Below are 20,394 nucleotides of genomic sequence, written 5' to 3'. Positions count from 1 at the left end.
TAAACCTCTGAGGCAGGTAAGACGATGAGCAGTGTTCAGCTGGAAACGCCGCGGCGCTCGCCCCCGACAACACGGACGCTGCGCGTGCACCGTCTGGAAAAGGTGACACCGCAGGTCCTGCTGGTCGAACTGCGCGATCCCGAAAGCGAATTGCTGCCGCCAGCGGAACCGGGTGCCCACATCGACGTCCATCTGCCGGACGGGGCGGTGCGGTCCTATTCGCTGTGCGGCGATCCGGCGGACCGGCACGCCTACAGCATCGCCGTTCTGAACGTGCAGGGCGGACGGGGATCGCGCTTCATCCATGGGGATCTGGAGCCGGGCACCGACATCACCGTCGCCCTGCCCCGCAACAGTTTCCGCTTCGACGAGGCGCCACGCTACCTGTTCATCGCCGGGGGCATCGGCATCACCCCGCTGCTGCCGATGATCCGCGAGGCGGCCCGCCGGGAGGCCGCCTGGGCTCTTCACTATTGCGTGCGCAGCGCAGCCGCGGCGCCGTTCCTCCCGGAACTCCGCGCATTGGCCGGCAGCAAGGGCGCCAACGGCCGGGTCGAGGTCCATGCTGCCGACGAAGGCAGGAAACTGACGGTGGATGCGCTGCTCGCAGAGACGCCCGACGATGTCCTGGTCTATTGCTGTGGTCCGCAGCGGCTGATGGAGCCCGTCGCCGCCGCCGCCCGGCCGACGCAGGACGTGCGCTTCGAGTGGTTCGCGCCGCGCACGGAGCCGGTGCGGGAGGATGCGTCGGACGACAGCTTCGAGGTGGTCTGCGCCCGCTCCGGCGTGACCGTCACTGTGGCGGCGGGGACCAGCATTCTGGAGGCGCTCGATGGCGCCGGTGTCGCGGTCGACTCGTCCTGCGAGCAGGGCATCTGCGGCACCTGCGAGACGGCAGTGCTGGAGGGTGAACCCGACCACCGCGACAGCGTGCTGTCCGACGCCGAACGGGCCGCCGGCAAGACGATGATGCTGTGCGTGTCGCGTGCCCGAAGCGCAAGATTGGTGTTGGATGTCTGATATTCGATGCGTCACAACAAGACATTGGGAGGAATGATGACCGAGGAAGACCTGCAGCGGCTCGGACTGGCGCTGTTGAACAGCCCGGCGGAGGCCATCGTCTATTCCGACCGGGAGGGCTTGATCCGGTTCTGGAACGCGGGGGCGGAGCGTGTGTTCGGCTTCACCGCCGAGGATGCGCTCGGCCAATCGCTGGACATCATCATTCCCGAACGCCAGCGCCAACGCCATTGGGAGGGCTATGGCGAGGTGATGCGGACGGGCGTGAGCCGCTATGGCAGCGGCGATCTGCTGTCGGTGCCGGCGCTACGCAAGGACGGCAGCCGCATTTCCGTCGAGTTCACCATCGTGCCCTTGAAGGACGCGGATGGAACGATGATGGGAATGGCATCGGTCATGCGCGACGTATCGGCACGCTTCGAAGAGTTGAAGGCCCTGCGGCGGCAGGCGGCCGGACGCTGAAAAAGACCCTGCCCTACGCCCCGCCGGTCAGGCGCGCCCGCAACTCGCGCTTGACCACCTTGCCGTAGTTGTTCTTCGGCAGTCCCTCGACGAACAGGTAGCGCTTGGGCCGCTTGAAGCGGGCGATGCTGGCGTTGCAGTGGGCGTCGAGGCTGTCGGAGGATATCTCGCGGCCGGGTTCGGCGACGATGAAGGCGACGACGATCTCGCCCCATTCCGGATCGGGCTGGCCGGTGACGCAGACCTCGGCGACGTCGGCATGGCGCAGCAGCACCTCCTCCACCTCGCGCGGATAGATGTTGGTGCCGCCGCTGATGATGACGTCCTTCGACCGGTCGCGCAGCGTCAGGTAGCCGCGCCGGTCGAAGGACCCCATATCGCCGGTGTAGAGCCAGCCGTCGCGCAGCGCCTCGGCCGTCGCCTTGGCATTGTTCCAGTATCCGGCCATCACCACGTCGCCGCGGCAGACGATCTCGCCCACCTCGCCGGGGGGAAGCGGCCGGCCTTCGGCATCCACCACCGCCACCTCGACGCCGCTGCGGGCGAAGCCGACGGATCCCAGCACTGCGTCATCGTCGGCGGCATGGTCGCGGCGTCGCAGGGACGTGATGGTCATCGGCGCCTCGCCCTGGCCGTAGATCTGGGCGAAGACAGGACCGAAGGCCGCGAGCGACCGCCGCAGTTCCTCCACATACATCGGGCCGCCGCCATAGACGATGGAGCGCAGATGAGCCGGCCGGCGTCCGCCGCGCTCCGCCTCCAGCCGCAGCCGCTGCACCATGGTCGGGGCCAGGAAGGCGCCGCAACCGGGATGACGGTCGCAGAGATCGAGGAATTCCGCCGGCTCGAAGGCCGAGGAAGCCGGAACCACCTGCCGGGCGCCGCGGGCGACATAGGCCGCCATGTAGAGGCCGGAGCCGTGCGACATCGGCGCGGCATGCAGCAGGCTGCATTCCTCGTCCACTGTTTCAACATCGGCGAGATGGGCAATGGTCATGGCCAGCAGGTTGCGGTGGGACAGCATCGCCCCCTTCGACCGCCCGGTGGTGCCGCTGGTGTAGAACAACCAGCCCAACGCCTGCGGGTCGGGGTCGATCGGTCCGGCCCATTCCTCCCCCTCCGCCAGCGCCGCATGGTCCGCCCCGCCGATGACGATGCGGCGGCAAGATGCGGCGGACGACCCGGTCAACGCCTGTTCCAACCCGCCGGCCAGCTTGGGCGAAACGAAGACGGTGGTCGCCGCGGAATCCTCCAGGATCTGCACCAGCTCGCGCGGATGCAGCTTGGCGTTCACCGGCGTCGCCGCCATGCCGGCGGCCCAGATGGCGAAGAACAGCTCGACATAGTCCGGCACATTCTCGGTGGCGATGGCGATGCGGTCGCCCGGCTGTCCGCTCGCGCGCAATCCCGCGGCGATGCGCAAAGCCCGCGAGCGAAGCGATGCGAAGCTGTGGACCTCTTCTGTGCCGCGGAACACCGCTCCCCGGTCAGGGAATCGGGCCGCCGCTTGATCGAGAAGGGAGAACAGATTCACCGGTGCCGTTCCTTCCTTTTGCGGCCAATCCGCTGGCTTTGCGGATTGTAGACCAATAGACGCAAATCGGGAGGTTCATCAACGGCGTAGGCGGAATGTTCCACCCAGACGATGGCCGCAGCGTCACAGCACCATCAGGAGGGCCGGAACGCCGGCCAGCACGGCGCCCTGGGTGCCGCCCCAGACGATGCTGTCATCGGCCGGCAAGCCGCCGCCGACCTGACGGAAATGGACGATCGCACGATAGAGGGATGGAACGAGGGCGCTCAGCGAAAGCCACAGCACCCATCCCGGGGCGTTCCCGATCACGACCGCCGGCGCCAGCATCAGCATCGTCCGGCCGATGCCGGACAGACCGTCGGCGACCACTCCGGTCCACCCGCGGCCCGGCAGGCCTGCACGGCAGGGCATCAGAAGCAGCCCGCCGATCATCGCGGCTGCGGTGGCCGCACCGATCAGCAGAGCCATCTGCATCGGCAGGAGAAGCGACCATGGTGCGGTGGTGAGCAACGTGGCCGGCAGCCCCCAGAGCGGCAAGCGCATCCACATGTTCGGCTGCCGGTAGACCGTGCCGAGAAACAGGCCTCCCAGCACGCAGCTGGCAACGGTGAGCAGACCGGCTGTGATCAGGAGATAGTCGATCAGGAACTGTTCGGTCAGCATCACCATCGAAGCACTCTCCGTCTGTGCGGACAGGTCACAGTGGTGGGCCGTTGCAAGCCGCGTCAACCGAAATGCGGCGCTTCGGCTCTGAACAGCCGGTGAAAGGCGCTTGGCCGGAACCCTCCTTCGAGACGGCGCAGGCGCCACGATTGCTGGCAGGCCGCGCATCGGCTCTATATATGATTGCAGCTTAACTGCAGATGTGGGCCGGAATGAGCGTGGGTAGCCAGAGCAAGCGGGGGGTGTTCGACCGGGCCGGTACCGTCGCGGCGCTCATGCGGGATCTCGATTGGTCGCGCACCCCCGTCGGTCCGGTAGATGGCTGGCCGCAGAGCCTCAAGGCGACCATCCGCACGCTGCTGACCTCCCGCTATCCGATGATCCTGACCTGGGGACCGGAGTTCACCCAGTTCTACAACGATGCCTACGCGCAGTTGATCGGCGACAAGCATCCGGGCGCGCTCGGCATCGACATCAGGATCACGCTCGCCGAGGCCTGGGACACGTTGGGGCCGATGATCGACGCGGTCATGCGCACCGGCGTCGCCAACTGGACTCCGGCGCTGCTGCTTCTGCTGGAAAGGGCGGGCTACCGGGAGGAGGCCTATTTCAGCGTGTCCCACGCCCCGGCGGAGGATGACGACGGCCGGATCGTCGGCATGCTGGCGGTGTGCAGCGAGGTGACGCCCCAGGTTGTCGGGGAACGGCGCATGGTGCTGCTTCGGGAGCTCGCCGCGCGGACAGCAGAGACGCGTACGGTGGAGGCGGCCTGCCGCGGAGCGGCGGTGGTCGTCGAGGAGCACCCGCAGGACGTGCCTTTCTCGCTGCTTTACCTCACCAATGCGGAGGGGACTGCGCTCACCCTCCAGGCCGCCGTCGGGCTTCCCGCCGATGCCCCGTTGATACCAGCCGCCATCCGGTTCGGTGGTGACGAGCCCGATTTTTGGGGATTGCGCCGTGCCGTGGCCGGCGAGACGGTGGTTACCGACGGTGTCGATCGTTGTCTGTCGAAAGCCGCGGGACCATGGGGGGATCCGGTGCGCACGGCGGTCAGCCAGCCCATCGGCGCCACCGGACAGGGGATGCCGATCGGCGTGCTCGTCACCGGCACGAGCCCGAACCGGGGGCTGGATGACGGCTACCGGTCCTTTCTGCACCTGTTGGCTGGACAGGTCGCGATCGGCCTGGGCAACGCCCTGGCCTATGAGGCCGAGCGCCAGCGGGCCGATGCGCTTGCCGAACTGGACCGTGCCAAAACCCTTTTCTTTTCCAACGTCAGCCACGAGTTCCGCACGCCGCTGACCCTGCTGCTCGGCCCGTTGGAGGAACTGCTGACGCGGGCCGAGACATGGGCTCCACCCGACCGCGACCTGATCCACACCGTTCATCGCAACGGGTTGCGGTTGCTCAAGCTGGTGAACTCACTGCTCGACTTCGCCCGGATCGAAGCGGGACGGGCGCAGGTCAGGATCGAGAAAACCGATCTTGCGGCCTTCACCGCCGATATCGCCGGCAGCTTCCGCTCCGCCATCGAGACCGCCGGCTTGCGCTTCACGGTGGCCTGCGATCCCCTGCCGCAGCCGGTCGGGGTCGACCGCGACATGTGGGAGAAGATCGTCCTCAATCTGCTGTCCAATGCCCTGAAATACACGATGTCGGGCTCTATAGGCCTCAGTCTGTCCTGCGGGCCGGAGGGAATCCGGCTGTCTGTGAGCGACACCGGAATCGGCATCCCCGAGGCGGAGCATGAGCGGATCTTCGACCGCTTCCACCGAATCGCCTCGGCACAGGGAAGAACGCATGAGGGGACCGGCATCGGCTTGGCCCTGGTCCGCGAACTCGCCCGGCTGCACGGCGGCGACGCGCAGGTCGCCAGCGTTCCGGGCAGGGGCTCGACCTTCACGGTCTCGCTGCCGTGGGGGTCGGGAGCGGCAATGTCCGCGGATGAGCCCGACGACGCAGATCTGGAAGGCGCTGATCTGGACGGCGCGGATCTGGAGCCCACGCCGGTCAGGGCCCATGCCTTCCTCGCCGAGGCCGGACGATGGGTCGGCCCGGGCGCAAGCGACGCCGGCCCGGCGGAGACGGCGGGTGACGGCATGCGCGGCCGGGTCCTTGTCGTGGACGACAATGCGGACATGCGCGACTACCTCGTCCGGCTTCTGGGTGCCGAATTCACGGTCGTCACCGCGGCCGATGGGGAGGAGGCGCTGAGCATCCTGCGGCAGGCCAAACCCGATCTGGTGCTCAGCGACGTGATGATGCCGCGGCTCGACGGCTTCGGGTTGCTGGCGGCCTTGCGGCGCGATCCGGTACTGCGGGACGTGCCGGTGGTGTTGCTCTCCGCCCGTGCCGGCGAGGAGGCGAGCGTCGAGGGGCTGGATGTCGGCGCCGACGACTATCTGGTGAAGCCCTTCTCGGCGCGGGAACTCGTCGCCCGCGTGAAATCCAACCTGACCATGGCACGGCTGCGGCGGGAGGTGGCGAGCGCCCACCATGATGCGGAAAGGATGCGGGCGCTGGGCCAGCTGACCTCCGGCGTCGCCCATGATTTCAACAATCTCCTGATGGTTCTGCGCGGGGCCGTTCACCTGATCGGCCGCCGCACCGACGATCCCGCCCTGCGCAGCGTCCTGGGCCATGCGACGGAGGCGATCGAGCGCGGAGCGCTGATGACCCGGCAGCTGCTGTCCTTCTCCCGGCGCCAGCGTCTGGACCCGCAGCCAGTCGACCTCAATGGATTGCTGGAAGAACTGGCGCCGGTTCTCGACCGCGCCTTCCCGGAGAATATCCGGGTCGAGCTGAAGCTGGATGACGTGCCGGCTGTCCTGCTCGACCGCTCGGAACTGGATGCGGCGCTCCTGAACCTCGCCGTGAATGCCCGCGATGCGATGCCGGACGGTGGTCTGCTGCGGTTTGAGACCAAGCTGGCCGAGGCCGGTGCAGCCCCGCATGGTGGTGGGCGGTTCGTCTGCATGCGGGTGGTGGACAGCGGCAGCGGAATGCCGCCGGACGTCGCCAAGCGGGCGTTCGAGCCATTTTTCACCACCAAGCCGGTGGGGAAAGGGACCGGACTGGGGCTCAGCCAAGTCTACGGCTTTGCCAGCCAGTCGGGGGGCCGTGTCGCCATCGACAGCAGGACCGGCGACGGAACGACGGTCACCTTGTATTTGCCAGTGGCGGATTAGGCCCATGCAGACGACAGCACATCAGCCCGGCGGATCGGCGGTCATTCTCGTCGTTGAAGACGAGGATCTCCTCCGCATCATGACCGTGAACCTCCTTGAGGACATGGGACACCATGTGATCCCGGCGGCGTCCGCGCAGGAGGCGCTGGAGGTGGTCCGGAACGACCCCGGCATCGACCTGCTGTTCACCGATATCCGCATGCCGGGCATCGACGGTTTCCAACTGGCCGAGCGTGTCTGTGCCCTTCGCCCGGCCATCAAGGTGATCTACGCCACCGGTTACACTGAGGTGGAAAGCAGGCCCTCGCCGAACGCGCCGGGGCCGCTCCTGCGCAAGCCCTATGCGCCGGAAGCGCTGGCGGGGGAGATCGGCAAGGTCCTCGCCGATCGGGATCGACATCGGATCTGATCTCTCAAACCGGCGCAATCTCGCCGGGCAACCCTGGGACAAGCCCGAATGTCGACCAAGCTGGACTTCCGCCGCCTCCGCTATTTCGTCGCCGTCTGCGAACTGGGCAGCTTTTCCAAGGCCAGCGAGTTCCTGAACGTCGCCCAATCGGCGATCAGCCAGCATGTGGCGACGCTGGAGGAGGATCTGGGCGTCCAGCTTCTGGTGCGCCAGCCGCGCGGCGTCAGCCGGACCGAGGCGGGGGAACGGCTCCATGCCCATGCCAGGGGCGTGCTGCACGCGCTGGAGCAGGCGGAACTGGACGTGCTGTCGCTGGCGCGGGCGGTGGTGGGGCCCGTGATGGTCGGCTTCAACTACACCGCGATGGAGGCCATCGGCCTGCCCTTCATCCGCCGGGTCGCCTCCACCCTGACCGAGGTGAAGCTCCGCGTCATCGAGGCGCACAGCGAAATTATGCACCAGTGGATGCTGTCCGGGCAGGCCGACCTTGCCCTGACCCTGGTGCCTCCCAACGACGACCGCCTGGAAGGCGTGCCGCTGCTGGACGAGGAACTGGTCTGCCTCGGCACCCGCGCGATGCTCGGCGACGGGGGACCCATCGATCTGGCCGACGCGCTGCGCCTGCCGCTGATCATGCCCGGCCGCACCGCCGTGCTGCAGGCGCTGGCCAGCGATGCCGAGGTGCGCAACGCCATCGCCGCGAAGGTCTATATGGAAATCGAATCGGCCATCCCGTTGAAACGGGCGGTCAGCGCCGGGCTGGGCGTGACCATCCAGTCGGCGGCGCTGGCCGGTGACGAGATCGCCCGCGGCGAACTGGTGGCGCGGCCGGTGGTGAACCCGACGATGGGACGCACCCTGTATCTGGTGTCCTCGCGCATGAAGACCGCGTCCCGTGCGGTGGTGGAGGCTCGGCGGCTGATGATCGACGTAGTGCGCGAGGCGCAGGCGAGCGGCCGCTGGCCCGGCCGGCTGCGCGACATCCATCTGGAAACCAGATAGCTCGCTTCGTTTCTTTGTATTTTACGACCCTGCTCCCCCGTGCTGTTCTGTTTTGCAAGCAAACAATCCGAAGGCCCGCAGTTGAATGGGCCCGGTTTCCGGCCCTGGCTTCTCCGCCGCCGGAACGCCGCAATGAACCATCGAAGGGAGGTGCAGGACATGACGACCACCAAGACGTCCGCCCATGGTCTTACCCGCGCGAAGCCGATGCTGGCGCTGCTCGCCGCCGCTTCGGCCACGGCGCTGATGGCGCTGCCGACGGATGCGGAGGCTGCGACGCGGATGCGTTGCAGCCATCAGCTGCCGCCGTCCCATCACATCGCGAAGGTCGTCGACCGCTGGGCCGCGGAGGTGAAGACACTGTCCGACGGCAATCTGGACGTCCAGGTGTTCGGTTCCGACAGCCTGATCAAGGCCAACGAGAACATCCTGGCCGTCGCCAAGGGCGACATCGAATGCGCCTTCTCGCTGAATTTCCAGTGGGGCAAGACCCTGCCGCTGATGAACGTCACGGTCGGCCCCTACACCATGTCCTCGATCGAGGCGTGGAAGAAATGGCCGGATTCCGAAGCCGCCGCCTTCCTTGAAGAGCGGCTGCTGAAGAAGGGCGTGAAGAACGTCGTCTGGATGTTCCAGACCAACACCAGCGTCTTCACTTCCAAAGGCAAGCCGCTGCTGAAGCCGGCCGACTTCCAGGGACAGAAGATGCGCGGCATCGGCCCCGCCTTCGACCGCGGGCTGAAGGCGATGGGTGCCACCCCGGTGGCGATTCCCGGCAGCGAGGTCTATCAGGCGCTGGCGACCGGCGTCATCGACTCCGCCATCACCGACGTCGCCGCCGCCTGGTCGCGCAAATACTACGAGGTGCAGGACCACATGACCGTGGTGCCGGCGCTGGCTGCCTATCTCCACGGCTACGTCAATCCCGGCTGGTACAACAAGCTGACCGACAAGGACAAGGCCGCCCTGAAGAAGGCCGGCGACCTTGCCTCCGGCTGGGCGATCGAAGCCTCGCAGGAGGCCGCGGCCAGCGCGCCTGCGGATTTGGCATCGAAGGGCGTCAAGGTGCACGTCGCGACGCCGGAGGAGAATGCCGCCTTCAAGGCCGCCATGGCTCCCGCCTTCGCCGAGGGCTTCGCCGACGAAACCGGCGCCGACGGCCGCAAGCTTCTGGAACTCGTCAACAAGCTCCAGTGAAGAGGGGACCGGCCATGAGCAGCATGTCCACTCCCGACACCGTTACCCCCGTCAGCGGAAAGGGAGCCTCCCATGGCGCCCTGCGCCTGCTGACCGGCACAGCGTCGGTCCTGTCGCGCATCGGCGGCGCGCTCAGCATCCTGCTGATCGTCGTCGTGCTGGCCCTGACCACCGCCGGCGTGCTCGCCCGCTATGTCGTGGGTCAGCCGCTGGAGGGCGTGGACGAGGCCTGCGGCTTCATGGTCGTCGCCATGGTGATGGCCGGCGCGGCCGAGGCGCTGCGCACCGACCACCATATCCGCATCGATCTGATCATGGGCTTCGTCGGTCCGCGCGGCCGGCGCTGGCTGGATGCCTGGTCCAATCTGGCGGTGCTGGTCTTCGCCGTGCTGCTGGCCCGCACCGGCTGGCACACCGCCATGTTCTCCTACGACTTCGACGCCTTCTCGCCGGGGCAGCTGGAGCTGCCGATGTGGATCCCGCAGGCCACGCTTCCCATCGGCGCCGCCCTGCTGGGGATCGTCGCCTTCGCCAAGCTGCTCGCCGCCCTGGCGGGAAATGAGACCGACGAGCGGACGGGAGGCCACTGATGACGTTCCTGATCCTGGGCCTGCTGCTGCTCCTGCTGTTCAGCGGCATGCCGATCTTCGCGGCTCTCTCCCTCACCTCGCTCGGCGTGCTGGTCCTGTTCGAGGGCAGCATCGACAGCATGGCCGATGCGGTGTTCTCCAGCCTGAACAACCCGCTGCTGGCCACCATCCCGATGTTCGCCCTGATGGCGCACATCATGATCAAGGCCAAGGTGGTCGACGACCTCTACGAGATGTCGAACACGCTGGTCGGGCACATCAAGGGCGGGCTCAGCTTCGCCACCATCCTGTCCTGCACCATCTTCTCGACCATCTCCGGGTCATCGGTGGCGACGGCGCTGACCATCGGCTCGATCTCCATCCCGCAGATGAAGCGCTTCGGCTACCGCCAGCGCGACACCTACGGGCTGATCGCGGCCGGCGGCACGCTGGGCATCCTGATCCCGCCGTCGGGGCCGATGATCCTCTACGCCATCGTCACCGACGCGTCCATCGGCGCCCTGTTCCTGGCCGGGATCATTCCGGGCCTGATGATGGCGGTTCTGTTCGCCGGCTACAGCTGGCTGCAGGCCAAGCGGCAGGACAGCGTGCAGTCGCAGCCCTGGCCCGGCTTTGGCGCCGTCGCCTCCGCCTTCCGCAGGTCGATCTGGGCGGTCCTGATGCCGCCGCTGATCCTGGGCGGCATCTATCTCGGCGTCTTCACGCCGGGCGAGGCCGCGGCGGTCGGTGCGGTCTATGCGCTGGCGGTGGCGCTGCTGGTCTACCGCAACGTCTCCTTCGCCGACCTGCTGGATTGCGGCGTGCAGACGATGCGGACCAGCGTGATGCTGTTCATGATCATCGCCGCCGCCGGCATGTTCGGCCATGCCATCACCATCATCCGCCTGCCGGCCCAGATCATGGAGACGGTGACGGCGCTGGGCCTGTCGCAGGGCGGCTTCATCCTGGCGGTGATGTTCGCGATCTTCATCCTGGGCATGTTCCTGGAGACCATCGCCATCATCCTGATCACCACCCCCATCATCCTGCCGGTGATGACCGCGCTGGGCATCGACCCGATCTGGTACGGCGTGATGCTGATGATCAACCTGGAACTGGCGCTGATCACCCCGCCTGTGGGCATGAACCTGTTCGTCATCAAGGGCATCACCACGTCGTCCCTTGCCGAGGTCACGCGCGGCGCCCTGCCCTATGTTCTGCTGATGATGGCGGGCCTGTTCGTGACCTGGCTGGTCCCGTCGCTGTCGCTCTGGCTGCCGCAAGCCGCGGGCTTCGGAATCTGATTGCGGGATTCGGCCTCTAACCGCCCCTTAAACCGTCCCGACCTTATCCCTTCCCGTTTCCATCGGATGCGCACCCTCCCCGCGCATCCGGACGGAGGACCCTTGCCATGACGAAAGACCCCGTGACCATCGTCGAGGTCGGCCTGCGCGACGGGCTCCAGATTCTCGACCGCGTGGTGCCCACCGCCGACAAGCTGCGCTGGCTGGAGGCAGAGCACCGCGCCGGCGTCCGCCGCTTCGAAGCCGCCTCCTTCGTTCCGCCCAGGCTGCTGCCCCAGATGGCCGACGCGGCCGAAGTGGTGGCCGGCGCCCGCAAGCTGCCCAGCGTCATCGTCCACACGCTGGCCCCCAACCTGAAGGGCGCCTTGGCGGCGCTCGCCGCCGGCTCCGACGTCATCGTCCTGCCCCTGTCGGCCAGCGAGGCGCACAGCCGCGCCAACATCCGCAAGACCCGCGAGGAGTCGGTGGAGGAGTTGGCCCGCGTCTGCCGCGCCCGCGATGAGGGTGGCTACAGGACCCGCATCGACGCCGGCATCTCCACCGCCTTCGGCTGCACCATCCAAGGCGAGGTGCCGGAGGACGAGGTGGTCCGCCTCGCCGAAGCCTGCCTGGAGGTCGGGGCCGACCGCGTGGCGCTGGCCGATACCGTTGGATACGCAAATCCGGCCCAGGTCCGCCGCCTCTACCGGCGGGTCAAGGACATCGCCGGCGACCGGCTGCAGAGCGCCCATTTCCACGACACCCGCGGGCTCGGCCTCGCCAACTGCCTTGCCGTGCTGGACATCGGCATCCGCGAGTTCGACGCCTCGCTCGGCGGGCTCGGCGGCTGCCCGCACGCCCCCGGCGCCAGCGGCAACGTCGCGACCGAGGATCTGGTCTTCATGCTGGAGTCGATGGGCTTCGACACCGGCATCGACTTGGACGCCCTGATCGAGGCGCAACGCCTGCTCGCCACCCTTCTTCCCGGCCAGACGCTGCACGGCAAGATCGCCGCCGCCGGCCTGCCCAAGCATTTCGACCAAAGCCATTATCACCGGAGCCCCGTCCATGTCTGACGCCACCCCTCCCAACCTGCCCTTGGCCGGCATCCGCGTCGTCGAATTCTCCCACATGGTGATGGGGCCGACCTGCGGCATGATCCTGGGCGATCTCGGCGCCGACGTGATCAAGGTTGAACCGGTGACCGGCGACAAGACCCGCGCCCTGCCGGGGGCCGCCGCCGGCTTCTTCCGCACCTTCAACCGCAACAAGAAGTCGCTGGCGGTCGACCTGAACAGCCCGGACGGGCTGGCCGCCGTCCACAAGCTGGTCGACACTGCCGACGTGGTGCTGGAGAATTTCCGCCCCGGCCTGATGGCGCGTTACGGCCTCGACTACGCCAGCCTCAAAGCGCGCAACCCGCGCATCATCAACCTGTCGCTGAAGGGCTTCCTGCCCGGCCCCTACGAGAAGCGCACCGCGCTGGACGAGGTGGTGCAGATGATGGCCGGGCTCGCCTACATGACCGGTCCCACCGGCCGGCCGCTGCGCGCCGGCAGCTCGGTCAACGACATCATGGGCGGCATGTTCGGGGTGATCGGCATCCTGGCGGCGCTGCGCACCCGCGACGCCACCGGCCGCGGCCAGGACATCCAGTCCGGCCTGTATGAGACCTGCGTCCTGCTGTCGGCCCAGCACATGCAGCAGTTCGCAGTGACCGGCGAAGCCCCGCCGCCCTTCCCCGAGCGCATCGCCGCCTTCAGCATCTACGACACCTTCGAAGTGAAGGACGGCGAGCAGATCTTCCTGGGGGCGGTCAGCGACGTGCAGTGGCGGACCTTCTGCACCGCCTTCGGCTTCGACGATCTGCTGGCCGACCCCAGGCTGGACGGCAACACCAAGCGCTGCCACGCCCGCGACTGGATGCTGCCGGAAATCCGCCGCCGCCTCGCCGCCTACAGCAAGGCCGAAATCTCCGAACTGTTCGAGCGCAACGGCCTGCCCTATGCCCCGATCAACCGGCCGGAGGAGCTGTTCGACGATCCCCACCTGAACCAGAGCGGGGGCCTGGCCTCCATCACCACCGAGACCGGCGGCGAGACGCGCGTGCCGCTGCTGCCGCTGACGCTGGACGGGCAGCGGCTGGGCCCACGCATGGCGCTGCCGCCGGTGGGCGCGCAGAGCGCGGCACTGCTGGCCGAACTGGGCTATACTCCGGCGGAGATCGAGCAGATGCTTGCCGCCGGGGTAGTGGCCGATCCGGCCGAAGGACCGAAGGCGCAGGCGGGGGAGGAACGGCTCGCCTCCTGACCGGTGAAAAAAGGAAAGAAGCAATGACCTCCGAGAGCGCACCCGAAACGGCTTTTGAGACCGGCGAAGCCCTGCGGGCCCGCCATCCCGGCGCCATCATCCAGCCCTTCAAGGGTGTGTGGCCGCGCATCGCCGCCGACGCCTACATCGCCCCCGGCGCGGTGGTGGTGGGCGACGTCACCATCGGTGCGGAGGCCAGCGTCTGGTACGGCTGCGTCCTGCGCGGCGACGACCACAGCATCACGGTGGGGCCGCGCACCAACATCCAGGACGGCACCATCATCCATGTCATGCTGAACGAGTATCCCACCGTCATCGGCGCCGATGTGGTGATCGGCCATGGCGTGCGGATGCATGGCTGCACGCTGGCCGACGGCTGCCTGATCGGCATCGGCTCCATCGTGCTGGACGGGGCGGTGGTGGAAAGCGGCGCCATGCTGGCCGCGGGCGCCGTCCTGACGCCGCGCAAGCGCATCCCCGCCCGCCAGCTCTGGGCCGGCAGCCCGGCCAGGTACCTGCGCGACGTCACCGACGCGGAGGTCGAGTTCATCGCCTTCGACGTCAGGCACTATGCCGCACTCGCGCGGACCGCCTTGGGTCGCGGATGAGGCGCTTGCGGCCGAAGCGGCAATCGCCTCACCCCTGAATCGAACCCTCAGTTCTTCAGCTTGTAGCCGGTGCGGAAGATCCACCAGACGACGGCGAGGCAGATCGCCATCATCAGTGCGACCATGGCAAGGCTCAGCGTGACGGGCACGTCGGCGGCGCCGTAGAAGCTCCAGCGGAAGCCGCTGACCAGATAGACGACCGGGTTGAACAGGGTGACCTTCTGCCAGAAGGGCGGCAGCATGCTGATCGAATAGAAGCTGCCGCCTAGGAAGGCCAGCGGCGTGACGATCAGCATCGGCACGATCTGCAGCTTTTCCCAACCATCGGCCCAGATGCCCAGGATGAAGCCCAGCAGGCTGAAGGTCACCGAGGTCATCACCAGGAAGGCGACCATCCAGACCGGGTGGGCGATGGAGAAATCCACGAACAGCCTTGCGGTCAGCAGGATCAGCGTGCCGAGGATGACGGACTTGGTCGCCGCCGCCCCGACATAGCCGATCACCGTCTCGAAGGCGGAAACGGGGGCCGACAGCAGTTCATAGATCGTGCCGGAATAGCGCGGCATGTAGATGCCGAAGGACGCGTTCGACACGCTTTCCGTCAGCACCGACATCATGACGAGGCCGGGGACGAGGAACGCGCCGTAGCTGACGCCCTCCACCGACGCGAATCGTCCGCCGATCGCCGCGCCGAAGACGATGAAGTACAGCGAGGTGGAGATCACCGGCCCGGCGATGCTCTGGAACAGCGTGCGCCAGGTGCGGGCCAGCTCGAAGATGTAGATGGCCTTGATCGCATGCAGGTTCATGCCCGCTCCTTCACGAGGCTGACGAAGATCTCCTCCAGGGAGCTCTCCTCGGTGCGCAGGTTCGTATAGTTGATGCCGTGGTCGCCCAGCTTGCGCAGCAGCCCGGCGATGCCGGTGCGTTCGCCCTGCGTGTCGAAGCTGTAGACCAGCTCCCGCCCATCGGCCGACAGGGTCAGCGGATAGCCGGCGAATTCGGGCGGGATGGCGTCGAGCGGCGCCAGCAGTTGCAGGGTCAGCAGACGCTTGCCCAGCTTTTCCATCAGCGCGGCCTTTTCCTCCACCAGGATGATCCGCCCGCCGGAGATCACGCCGATGCTGTCGGCCATCTCCTCGGCCTCTTCGATGTAGTGGGTGGTCAGGATGATGGTGACGCCGCTGTCGCGCAGGCGCCCGATCATCTCCCACATGCCGCGGCGCAGTTCCACATCCACGCCCGCGGTCGGTTCGTCCAGGAACAGCACGCGCGGCTCGTGCGACAGCGCCTTGGCGATCAGCACGCGCCGCTTCATGCCGCCGGACAGCGCCATGACCTTGGTGTCCTTCTTGTCCCACAGGGACAGGTCCTTCAGGATCCGCTCGATCACCGCCGGGTCGGGCGGCTTGCCGAACAGGCCGCGGCTGAAGCTGACGGTCGCCCAGACGCTTTCGAACGCTTCGGTCGTCAGTTCCTGCGGGACGAGGCCGATCAGGGACCGCGCGGCGCGCCAGTCGCGCATGATGTCGTGGCCGTCCACCGTCACGCTGCCGGCCGTCCCACGGACGATGCCGCAGACGATGCTGATCAGCGTCGTCTTGCCGGCGCCGTTCGGCCCCAGCAGCGCGAAGATCTCGCCGCGGCGAATGTCGAGATCGACGCCCTTCAGGGCCTGGAAGCCGGATGCGTAGGTCTTTTCCAACCCACGAATCTGAATGATTGGCTGCATATCTCCCCTCGGCTTGCGGGTGCGGGCACCATTAGAGCGGGCGCCAGCATAGCGTCTGACGGACCATGCCGCATCCGCGTTACCGGTAACACCCCGTATGCGATAAGGGCGCGACACGGGTCGCCAGGCAATCACTCACCCGGCAATCACTCGTCTTGACGTTACTCGTCCGGCAGCATGCCCTGCGGCAGGTTCTCGCGGAAGATCACCTCGCCGCGCGGCGTCTCCACCCCCTGCATCGGCGGGCGGCCGGCCCGCAGGTTGGTGAAGATCGCCACGCAGGCCGACAGCGTGTTGCGCGGGTCCTGGGTGATGACCGCGTCCAGCGTGCCGTCGATCAACAGGCCGCGGGTCTCGTTGGTCAGGCCGTGGCCGATGCAGACCATCTCCCGCTCCCGCCGGGTCTCCTTCAGCGCGCGGGCCACACCCTCCGCCCCGCCGCCGATGTTGTAGACCCCGGCAAGGTCGGGGTGCAGCCCCAGCAGCATGCGGGTCTGGCGGTAGCTCTTGCCCTCGTCGTCATGGCCCTCGCGCAGGCCGACCACCTCGATGTCGGGGGCGATCTCCTTCAGGACATGCAGGAACCCCATCTCGCGGTCCTCATGGGCGCGGTAGCTGAGGCTGCCGGCGATCATCGCCACCTTCGCCGGCCGCTTGCCCAGGAACCGCGCGATCAGGTAGCCGGCGGTCCGCCCCGCCGCCCGGTTGTCCAGCCCGACATAGCCGGCCCGGCGGCAGTTCAGGATGTCGGAGATCAGCGTCACCGCGGGCACGTTGCGCTCCGCCAGCGCATCCACCGCCTCGCGCACCGCCGGATGCTCTAGCGCCATGAAGGCGACGCCGTCGGCCTTGCGGCCATGCTGGAACAGGCAGCGGGCCAGCAGTTCGGGATTGAAGCTCTTGATGAACTCGACCTGCGCCTTCACCCCATGCGGGGCCAGCATGGCGTCGGCCCGGCGAATCATCTCGCCCAGTCCGGTCAGGAACCGGTTGTTGCCGGCCGGCAGCAGGAAGGACAGCCGCATCGGCTTTTGCACCGCCGCCGCATGCAGTTCGGATTCCGGCAGATAGTCCAGCTCCGCCGCGGCCTTCAGCACCCGCTGCACCGTGGCCGCACGCACGCCCGGCCGGTGGTTCAGCACGCGGTCGACCGTTGCGGTGGACACGCCCGCGGCCTGCGCGATGTCGACCACCCGCGGCAGTCCGCGCTGGAGTCCCTTGGTGTCCGCATCATCCATCGGGGAAACCATCAAAAACCATCATCATTCGCGTTTGACACTTGTCAGCCCTGGACCTACCGTCCACCCAACAATCATCAATTGACATCAGATCACATCAGAAACGCAAGGCCGGAAGCAGCAATGTCGGCCGGAACCTTATGGGAGGATCGAACATGACCAGTCTGACCCGCCGCACCATGCTGAAGGCCTTCGCCACCGCCCCCGCCGCCCTTCCCGCCATCGGGGCCGCCAGTGCCGTCATCGGCATGCCGCACATCGCACGCGCCGCGGAATTCGAGCTGAAGTACGGCAACAACCTGCCGCTGACCCATCCGCTGAACGTCCGCGCCCACGAGGCGGCGGAGCGGATCGCCAAGGAGTCGAACGGCCGGGTCGAGGTCAAGATTTTCCCAAACAACCAGCTGGGCGGCGACACCGACATGCTGTCCCAGGTGCGCAGCGGCGGCCTGACCTTCTTCACGCCGTCGGCCCTGGTCATCGCCACGCTGGTTCCGGTCGCCGCCATCAACGCGGTCGGCTTCGCCTTCTCCGACTATGACCAAGTGTGGAAGGCGATGGACGGCAAGCTGGGCGCCCATGTCCGCAACGCCATTTCCAAGGTCGGCCTCTACGCCTTCGACAAGATGTGGGACAACGGCTTCCGCCAGATGACCAGCGGCGACAAGGCCATCGGCTCGGCCGCCGACATGGGCGGCCTGAAGATCCGCGTTCCGGTCAGCCCGCTCAGCATCGCCATGTTCAAGGGGCTGGGCGCCGCTCCCACCAGCCTGCAGTTCAGCGAGGTCTATTCCTCGCTGCAGACCCGGATCGTCGACGCGCAGGAGAATCCGCTGCCGATCATCCAGGTCGCCAAGCTGTACGAAGTGCAGAAATACTGCTCCCTGTCGAACCACATCTGGGACGGCTTCTGGTTCATCGCCAACGGCCGCGCCTGGAAGGGCCTGCCGGCGGACATGCAGACCATCGTCGCCAACGCGATCAACGACGCCGGCATGGCACAGCGCGGTGACATCAAGGCGCTGAACCAGTCGGTGAAGACCGACCTGGAATCGAAGGGACTGGCCTTCAACCAGCCGTCGCCCGACAGCTTCCGCGCCAAGCTGCGCGACAGCGGCTTCTACGGCGAATGGAAGAGCCGTTTCGGGGACGAGGCCTGGGGCCTGCTGGAGGAAGCGGTCGGCAAGCTCGCCTGATCCGCCGCCCCTGCCCTACCCGGTCTTCCCACCCATGAAGGAACCCCCCGTCATGTCCCACCTGTCCGAACCGGTCCACGGCTTCGCGGAGGCACCCGGCAGCCTCGGCACCGGTGGTGCCTCTTCGCTGGTCCGCAAGATCGACCACGGCCTGTCGGTCGGGGTGGAGATGGCGGCGGGACTTCTGGTTCTAATCGAGATCATCGTCCTGCTGGCCGGCGTCGTCGCCCGCTACCTGTTCCACACCCCGCTGGTCTGGTCGGACGAACTGGCCTCGATCCTGTTCCTCTGGCTGTCGATGCTGGGGGCCGTGGTGGCGCTGCGCCGGGGCGAGCATATGCGGATGACCGGTCTAGTCAGCCGCGTCGGCCCGCAGGCGCGCAGCCTGCTGGAATGCATCGCCATCACCGCCCCCATCGCCTTCCTGGCGCTGGTGCTCTACCACGCGGTGGATTACGCGATCGAGGAGCAGTTCATCACCACCCCGGCGATGGAGGTGTCCAACGCCTGGCGCGCCTCGGCCCTGCCGGTCGGGCTGGGGCTGATGCTGGTGGCGGCGCTGTTCCGCCTGCTGCGGGTCGCCCGGCCGCTGACCGTGCTGGCGGCGGCGCTGGTGACGGGCGCCATCGTCGCCGGCTTCTGGGTCGCCGGTCCGGTGCTGAAGCCGCTGGGACAGTTGAACCTCATCATCTTCTTCGTCGGGCTGGTCGCCGCCAACGTCTTCGCCGGCGTGCCCATCGCCTTCTCCTTCGCGCTCGCCACCTTCGCCTATCTGGCGCTGACCACCTCCACGCCGCTGCTGGTGATGGTCGGCCGGCTGGACGAGGGGATGAGCCACCTGATCCTGCTGGCGGTGCCGCTGTTCGTCTTCCTCGGCCTGCTGATCGAGATGACCGGCATGGCCCGCGCCATGATCCAGTTCCTGGCCAGCCTGCTCGGCCATGTGCGCGGCGGCCTGTCCTATGTGCTGATCGGCGCGATGTATCTGGTGTCGGGCATCTCCGGCTCGAAGATCGCCGACATGGCGGCCATCGCGCCGGTCCTGTTCCCGGAAATGAAGAAGCGCGGCGCCCCTCCGGGCGATCTGGTGGCGCTGCTGTCGGCGACGGGTGCGCAGACCGAGACGATCCCGCCCAGCATCGTGCTGATCACCATCGGGTCGGTCACCGGCGTGTCGATCGCCGCCCTCTTCACCGGCGGCATGCTGCCGGGCGTGGTTCTGGGCGCCTGCCTGTGCTTCGTCGTCTGGCGGCGCTACCGCCATGAGGACCTGAACCATGTCGAGCGCACCCCCGGCCGCGAGATCGCCCGGCTCGCCATGGTGGCGCTGCCCGCCATCCTGCTGCCCTTCGTCATCCGCGCCGCGGTGGTCGAGGGCATCGCGACGGCGACCGAGGTGTCGACCATCGGCATCGCCTATTCCACCATCGTCGGGCTGCTGATCTACCGCCAGTTCGACTGGGGCCGGCTGAAGCCGATGCTGATCGAAACGGCGTCGCTGACCGGGGCCATCATCTTCATCGTCGGTTGCGCCACCTCCATGGCCTGGGGCCTGACCCAGTCCGGCTTCTCGTCCGACCTCGCCCGCTTCATGGCCGGCATCCCCGGCGGCGCCTACGGCTTCCTCGCCATCTCCATCGTCGCCTTCATCATCCTGGGCAGCGTTCTGGAGGGCATCCCCGCCATCGTCCTGTTCGGCCCGCTGCTGTTCCCCATCGCCCGCGCCGCCGGGGTGCACGAGGTGCATTACGCGATGGTCGTCATCTTCGCCATGGGCATCGGCCTGTTCGCCCCGCCCTTCGGCGTCGGCTACTACGGCGCCTGCGCCATCAGCAAGGTGAACCCCGACGAAGGCCTGAAACACATCTGGGGCTATGTCGGCGCCCTGCTGGTCGGTCTGGTGATCGTCGCCGCCATCCCCTGGATTTCGACCGGCTTCCTGGCGCGTTGAAAGCGGGCTTGGTTTCAGCGCCCGTTACGGCC

General features: G+C 67.4%; 18 protein-coding genes. 13 read left to right on the top strand and 5 right to left on the bottom strand.

Features of this window, described 5'->3' with window-relative positions; all coding sequences use genetic code 11:
* Positions 1–24: 24 nt before the first annotated feature.
* Both ACWPKK_RS19825 and ACWPKK_RS19820 read left to right on the top strand, forming a co-directional pair.
* On the top strand, positions 25–1,020 hold the full coding sequence (locus ACWPKK_RS19825) for a PDR/VanB family oxidoreductase (RefSeq protein WP_452007505.1): 996 nt from the start codon (positions 25–27) through the stop codon (positions 1,018–1,020).
* A gap of 36 nt (positions 1,021–1,056) precedes the next feature.
* Positions 1,057–1,482 carry a PAS domain-containing protein gene (locus ACWPKK_RS19820; RefSeq protein ID WP_452007503.1) on the top strand — a complete coding sequence of 142 codons (426 nt, stop codon included), beginning with the start codon at positions 1,057–1,059 and terminating at the stop codon, positions 1,480–1,482.
* A 13-nt stretch (positions 1,483–1,495) separates the two neighbouring features.
* On the opposite strand, the gene ACWPKK_RS19815 is transcribed toward ACWPKK_RS19820, so the two are convergent.
* Complete coding sequence (locus ACWPKK_RS19815) at positions 1,496–3,016, bottom strand: AMP-binding protein (RefSeq protein WP_452007501.1); 1,521 nt, start codon at positions 3,014–3,016, stop codon at positions 1,496–1,498.
* 123 nt (positions 3,017–3,139) lie between these two features.
* Positions 3,140–3,685, bottom strand: a complete 546-nt coding sequence (locus ACWPKK_RS19810) for a hypothetical protein (protein WP_452007499.1) — start codon at positions 3,683–3,685, stop codon at positions 3,140–3,142.
* Between the two features lie 653 nt (positions 3,686–4,338).
* Between ACWPKK_RS19810 and ACWPKK_RS19805 the strand changes: the two genes are divergently transcribed.
* From ACWPKK_RS19805 to ACWPKK_RS19765, 9 genes are all read left to right on the top strand, one after another.
* Complete coding sequence (locus ACWPKK_RS19805; RefSeq protein ID WP_452008228.1) at positions 4,339–6,867, top strand: ATP-binding protein; 2,529 nt, start codon at positions 4,339–4,341, stop codon at positions 6,865–6,867.
* A 4-nt stretch (positions 6,868–6,871) separates the two neighbouring features.
* Positions 6,872–7,276: a response regulator gene (locus tag ACWPKK_RS19800; RefSeq protein ID WP_452007497.1), complete on the top strand. Its 405-nt coding sequence runs from the start codon at positions 6,872–6,874 to the stop codon at positions 7,274–7,276.
* A 48-nt stretch (positions 7,277–7,324) separates the two neighbouring features.
* Positions 7,325–8,278, top strand: a complete 954-nt coding sequence (locus tag ACWPKK_RS19795) for a LysR family transcriptional regulator (RefSeq protein WP_452007495.1) — start codon at positions 7,325–7,327, stop codon at positions 8,276–8,278.
* A gap of 159 nt (positions 8,279–8,437) precedes the next feature.
* Positions 8,438–9,475 carry a TRAP transporter substrate-binding protein DctP gene (gene dctP, locus ACWPKK_RS19790; RefSeq protein WP_452007493.1) on the top strand — a complete coding sequence of 346 codons (1,038 nt, stop codon included), beginning with the start codon at positions 8,438–8,440 and terminating at the stop codon, positions 9,473–9,475.
* A 14-nt stretch (positions 9,476–9,489) separates the two neighbouring features.
* Positions 9,490–10,065: a TRAP transporter small permease gene (locus ACWPKK_RS19785; protein WP_452007491.1), complete on the top strand. Its 576-nt coding sequence runs from the start codon at positions 9,490–9,492 to the stop codon at positions 10,063–10,065.
* Positions 10,065–11,348 (top strand): TRAP transporter large permease, encoded by a 1,284-nt coding sequence (locus ACWPKK_RS19780; protein WP_324870279.1) that lies wholly within the window; start codon positions 10,065–10,067, stop codon positions 11,346–11,348. The genes ACWPKK_RS19785 and ACWPKK_RS19780 overlap by 1 nt, the downstream gene beginning before the upstream one ends.
* A 107-nt stretch (positions 11,349–11,455) precedes the next feature.
* Positions 11,456–12,403 (top strand): hydroxymethylglutaryl-CoA lyase, encoded by a 948-nt coding sequence (locus tag ACWPKK_RS19775; protein ID WP_452007488.1) that lies wholly within the window; start codon positions 11,456–11,458, stop codon positions 12,401–12,403.
* Complete coding sequence (locus tag ACWPKK_RS19770; protein WP_452007486.1) at positions 12,396–13,637, top strand: CaiB/BaiF CoA transferase family protein; 1,242 nt, start codon at positions 12,396–12,398, stop codon at positions 13,635–13,637. Before ACWPKK_RS19775 ends, ACWPKK_RS19770 begins: the two co-directional genes overlap by 8 nt.
* A 23-nt stretch (positions 13,638–13,660) precedes the next feature.
* The gene (locus tag ACWPKK_RS19765; protein ID WP_452007484.1) at positions 13,661–14,245 is read left to right on the top strand and encodes a gamma carbonic anhydrase family protein; all 585 of its coding nucleotides are present in this window, start codon (positions 13,661–13,663) and stop codon (positions 14,243–14,245) included.
* A 47-nt stretch (positions 14,246–14,292) separates the two neighbouring features.
* Here ACWPKK_RS19765 and ACWPKK_RS19760 read toward each other — a convergent pair whose 3' ends face one another.
* From ACWPKK_RS19760 to ACWPKK_RS19750, 3 genes are all read right to left on the bottom strand, one after another.
* Entirely contained in the window at positions 14,293–15,054 is a 762-nt protein-coding gene (locus ACWPKK_RS19760; protein WP_452007482.1) for an ABC transporter permease, read from the bottom strand.
* Complete coding sequence (locus ACWPKK_RS19755; RefSeq protein ID WP_452007480.1) at positions 15,051–15,977, bottom strand: ABC transporter ATP-binding protein; 927 nt, start codon at positions 15,975–15,977, stop codon at positions 15,051–15,053. Before ACWPKK_RS19755 ends, ACWPKK_RS19760 begins: the two co-directional genes overlap by 4 nt.
* Before the next feature lie 161 nt (positions 15,978–16,138).
* Entirely contained in the window at positions 16,139–17,215 is a 1,077-nt protein-coding gene (locus ACWPKK_RS19750) for a LacI family DNA-binding transcriptional regulator (protein ID WP_452007478.1), read from the bottom strand.
* 155 nt (positions 17,216–17,370) lie between these two features.
* Here ACWPKK_RS19750 and ACWPKK_RS19745 point away from each other — a divergent pair, with 155 nt between their 5' ends.
* Both ACWPKK_RS19745 and ACWPKK_RS19740 read left to right on the top strand, forming a co-directional pair.
* Positions 17,371–18,411, top strand: a complete 1,041-nt coding sequence (locus ACWPKK_RS19745; protein WP_452007476.1) for a TRAP transporter substrate-binding protein — start codon at positions 17,371–17,373, stop codon at positions 18,409–18,411.
* A 52-nt stretch (positions 18,412–18,463) separates the two neighbouring features.
* Positions 18,464–20,362 (top strand): TRAP transporter large permease, encoded by a 1,899-nt coding sequence (locus tag ACWPKK_RS19740; protein WP_452007474.1) that lies wholly within the window; start codon positions 18,464–18,466, stop codon positions 20,360–20,362.
* Positions 20,363–20,394: the final 32 nt, after the last annotated feature.

The organism is Azospirillum largimobile, assembly GCF_977007025.2.
This window is presented reverse-complemented; position numbering and strand designations above follow the sequence as displayed.

Bases quoted from the DNA above. Each gene is read 5' to 3' on its own strand.
- ACWPKK_RS19780 (WP_324870279.1), top strand. From the start codon at position 10,065: ATGACGTTCCTGATCCTGGGCCTGCTGCTGCTCCTGCTGTTCAGCGGC.
- ACWPKK_RS19795 (WP_452007495.1), top strand. From the start codon at position 7,325: ATGTCGACCAAGCTGGACTTCCGCCGCCTCCGCTATTTCGTCGCCGTC.
- ACWPKK_RS19740 (WP_452007474.1), top strand. From the start codon at position 18,464: ATGTCCCACCTGTCCGAACCGGTCCACGGCTTCGCGGAGGCACCCGGC.
- ACWPKK_RS19775 (WP_452007488.1), top strand. From the start codon at position 11,456: ATGACGAAAGACCCCGTGACCATCGTCGAGGTCGGCCTGCGCGACGGG.
- dctP (WP_452007493.1), top strand. From the start codon at position 8,438: ATGACGACCACCAAGACGTCCGCCCATGGTCTTACCCGCGCGAAGCCG.
- ACWPKK_RS19805 (WP_452008228.1), top strand. From the start codon at position 4,339: ATGCTGGCGGTGTGCAGCGAGGTGACGCCCCAGGTTGTCGGGGAACGG.
- ACWPKK_RS19750 (WP_452007478.1), bottom strand. From the start codon at position 17,215: ATGGATGATGCGGACACCAAGGGACTCCAGCGCGGACTGCCGCGGGTG.
- ACWPKK_RS19755 (WP_452007480.1), bottom strand. From the start codon at position 15,977: ATGCAGCCAATCATTCAGATTCGTGGGTTGGAAAAGACCTACGCATCC.
- ACWPKK_RS19800 (WP_452007497.1), top strand. From the start codon at position 6,872: ATGCAGACGACAGCACATCAGCCCGGCGGATCGGCGGTCATTCTCGTC.
- ACWPKK_RS19810 (WP_452007499.1), bottom strand. From the start codon at position 3,685: ATGGTGATGCTGACCGAACAGTTCCTGATCGACTATCTCCTGATCACA.
- ACWPKK_RS19785 (WP_452007491.1), top strand. From the start codon at position 9,490: ATGAGCAGCATGTCCACTCCCGACACCGTTACCCCCGTCAGCGGAAAG.
- ACWPKK_RS19745 (WP_452007476.1), top strand. From the start codon at position 17,371: ATGACCAGTCTGACCCGCCGCACCATGCTGAAGGCCTTCGCCACCGCC.
- ACWPKK_RS19760 (WP_452007482.1), bottom strand. From the start codon at position 15,054: ATGAACCTGCATGCGATCAAGGCCATCTACATCTTCGAGCTGGCCCGC.
- ACWPKK_RS19770 (WP_452007486.1), top strand. From the start codon at position 12,396: ATGTCTGACGCCACCCCTCCCAACCTGCCCTTGGCCGGCATCCGCGTC.
- ACWPKK_RS19820 (WP_452007503.1), top strand. From the start codon at position 1,057: ATGACCGAGGAAGACCTGCAGCGGCTCGGACTGGCGCTGTTGAACAGC.
- ACWPKK_RS19765 (WP_452007484.1), top strand. From the start codon at position 13,661: ATGACCTCCGAGAGCGCACCCGAAACGGCTTTTGAGACCGGCGAAGCC.
- ACWPKK_RS19825 (WP_452007505.1), top strand. From the start codon at position 25: ATGAGCAGTGTTCAGCTGGAAACGCCGCGGCGCTCGCCCCCGACAACA.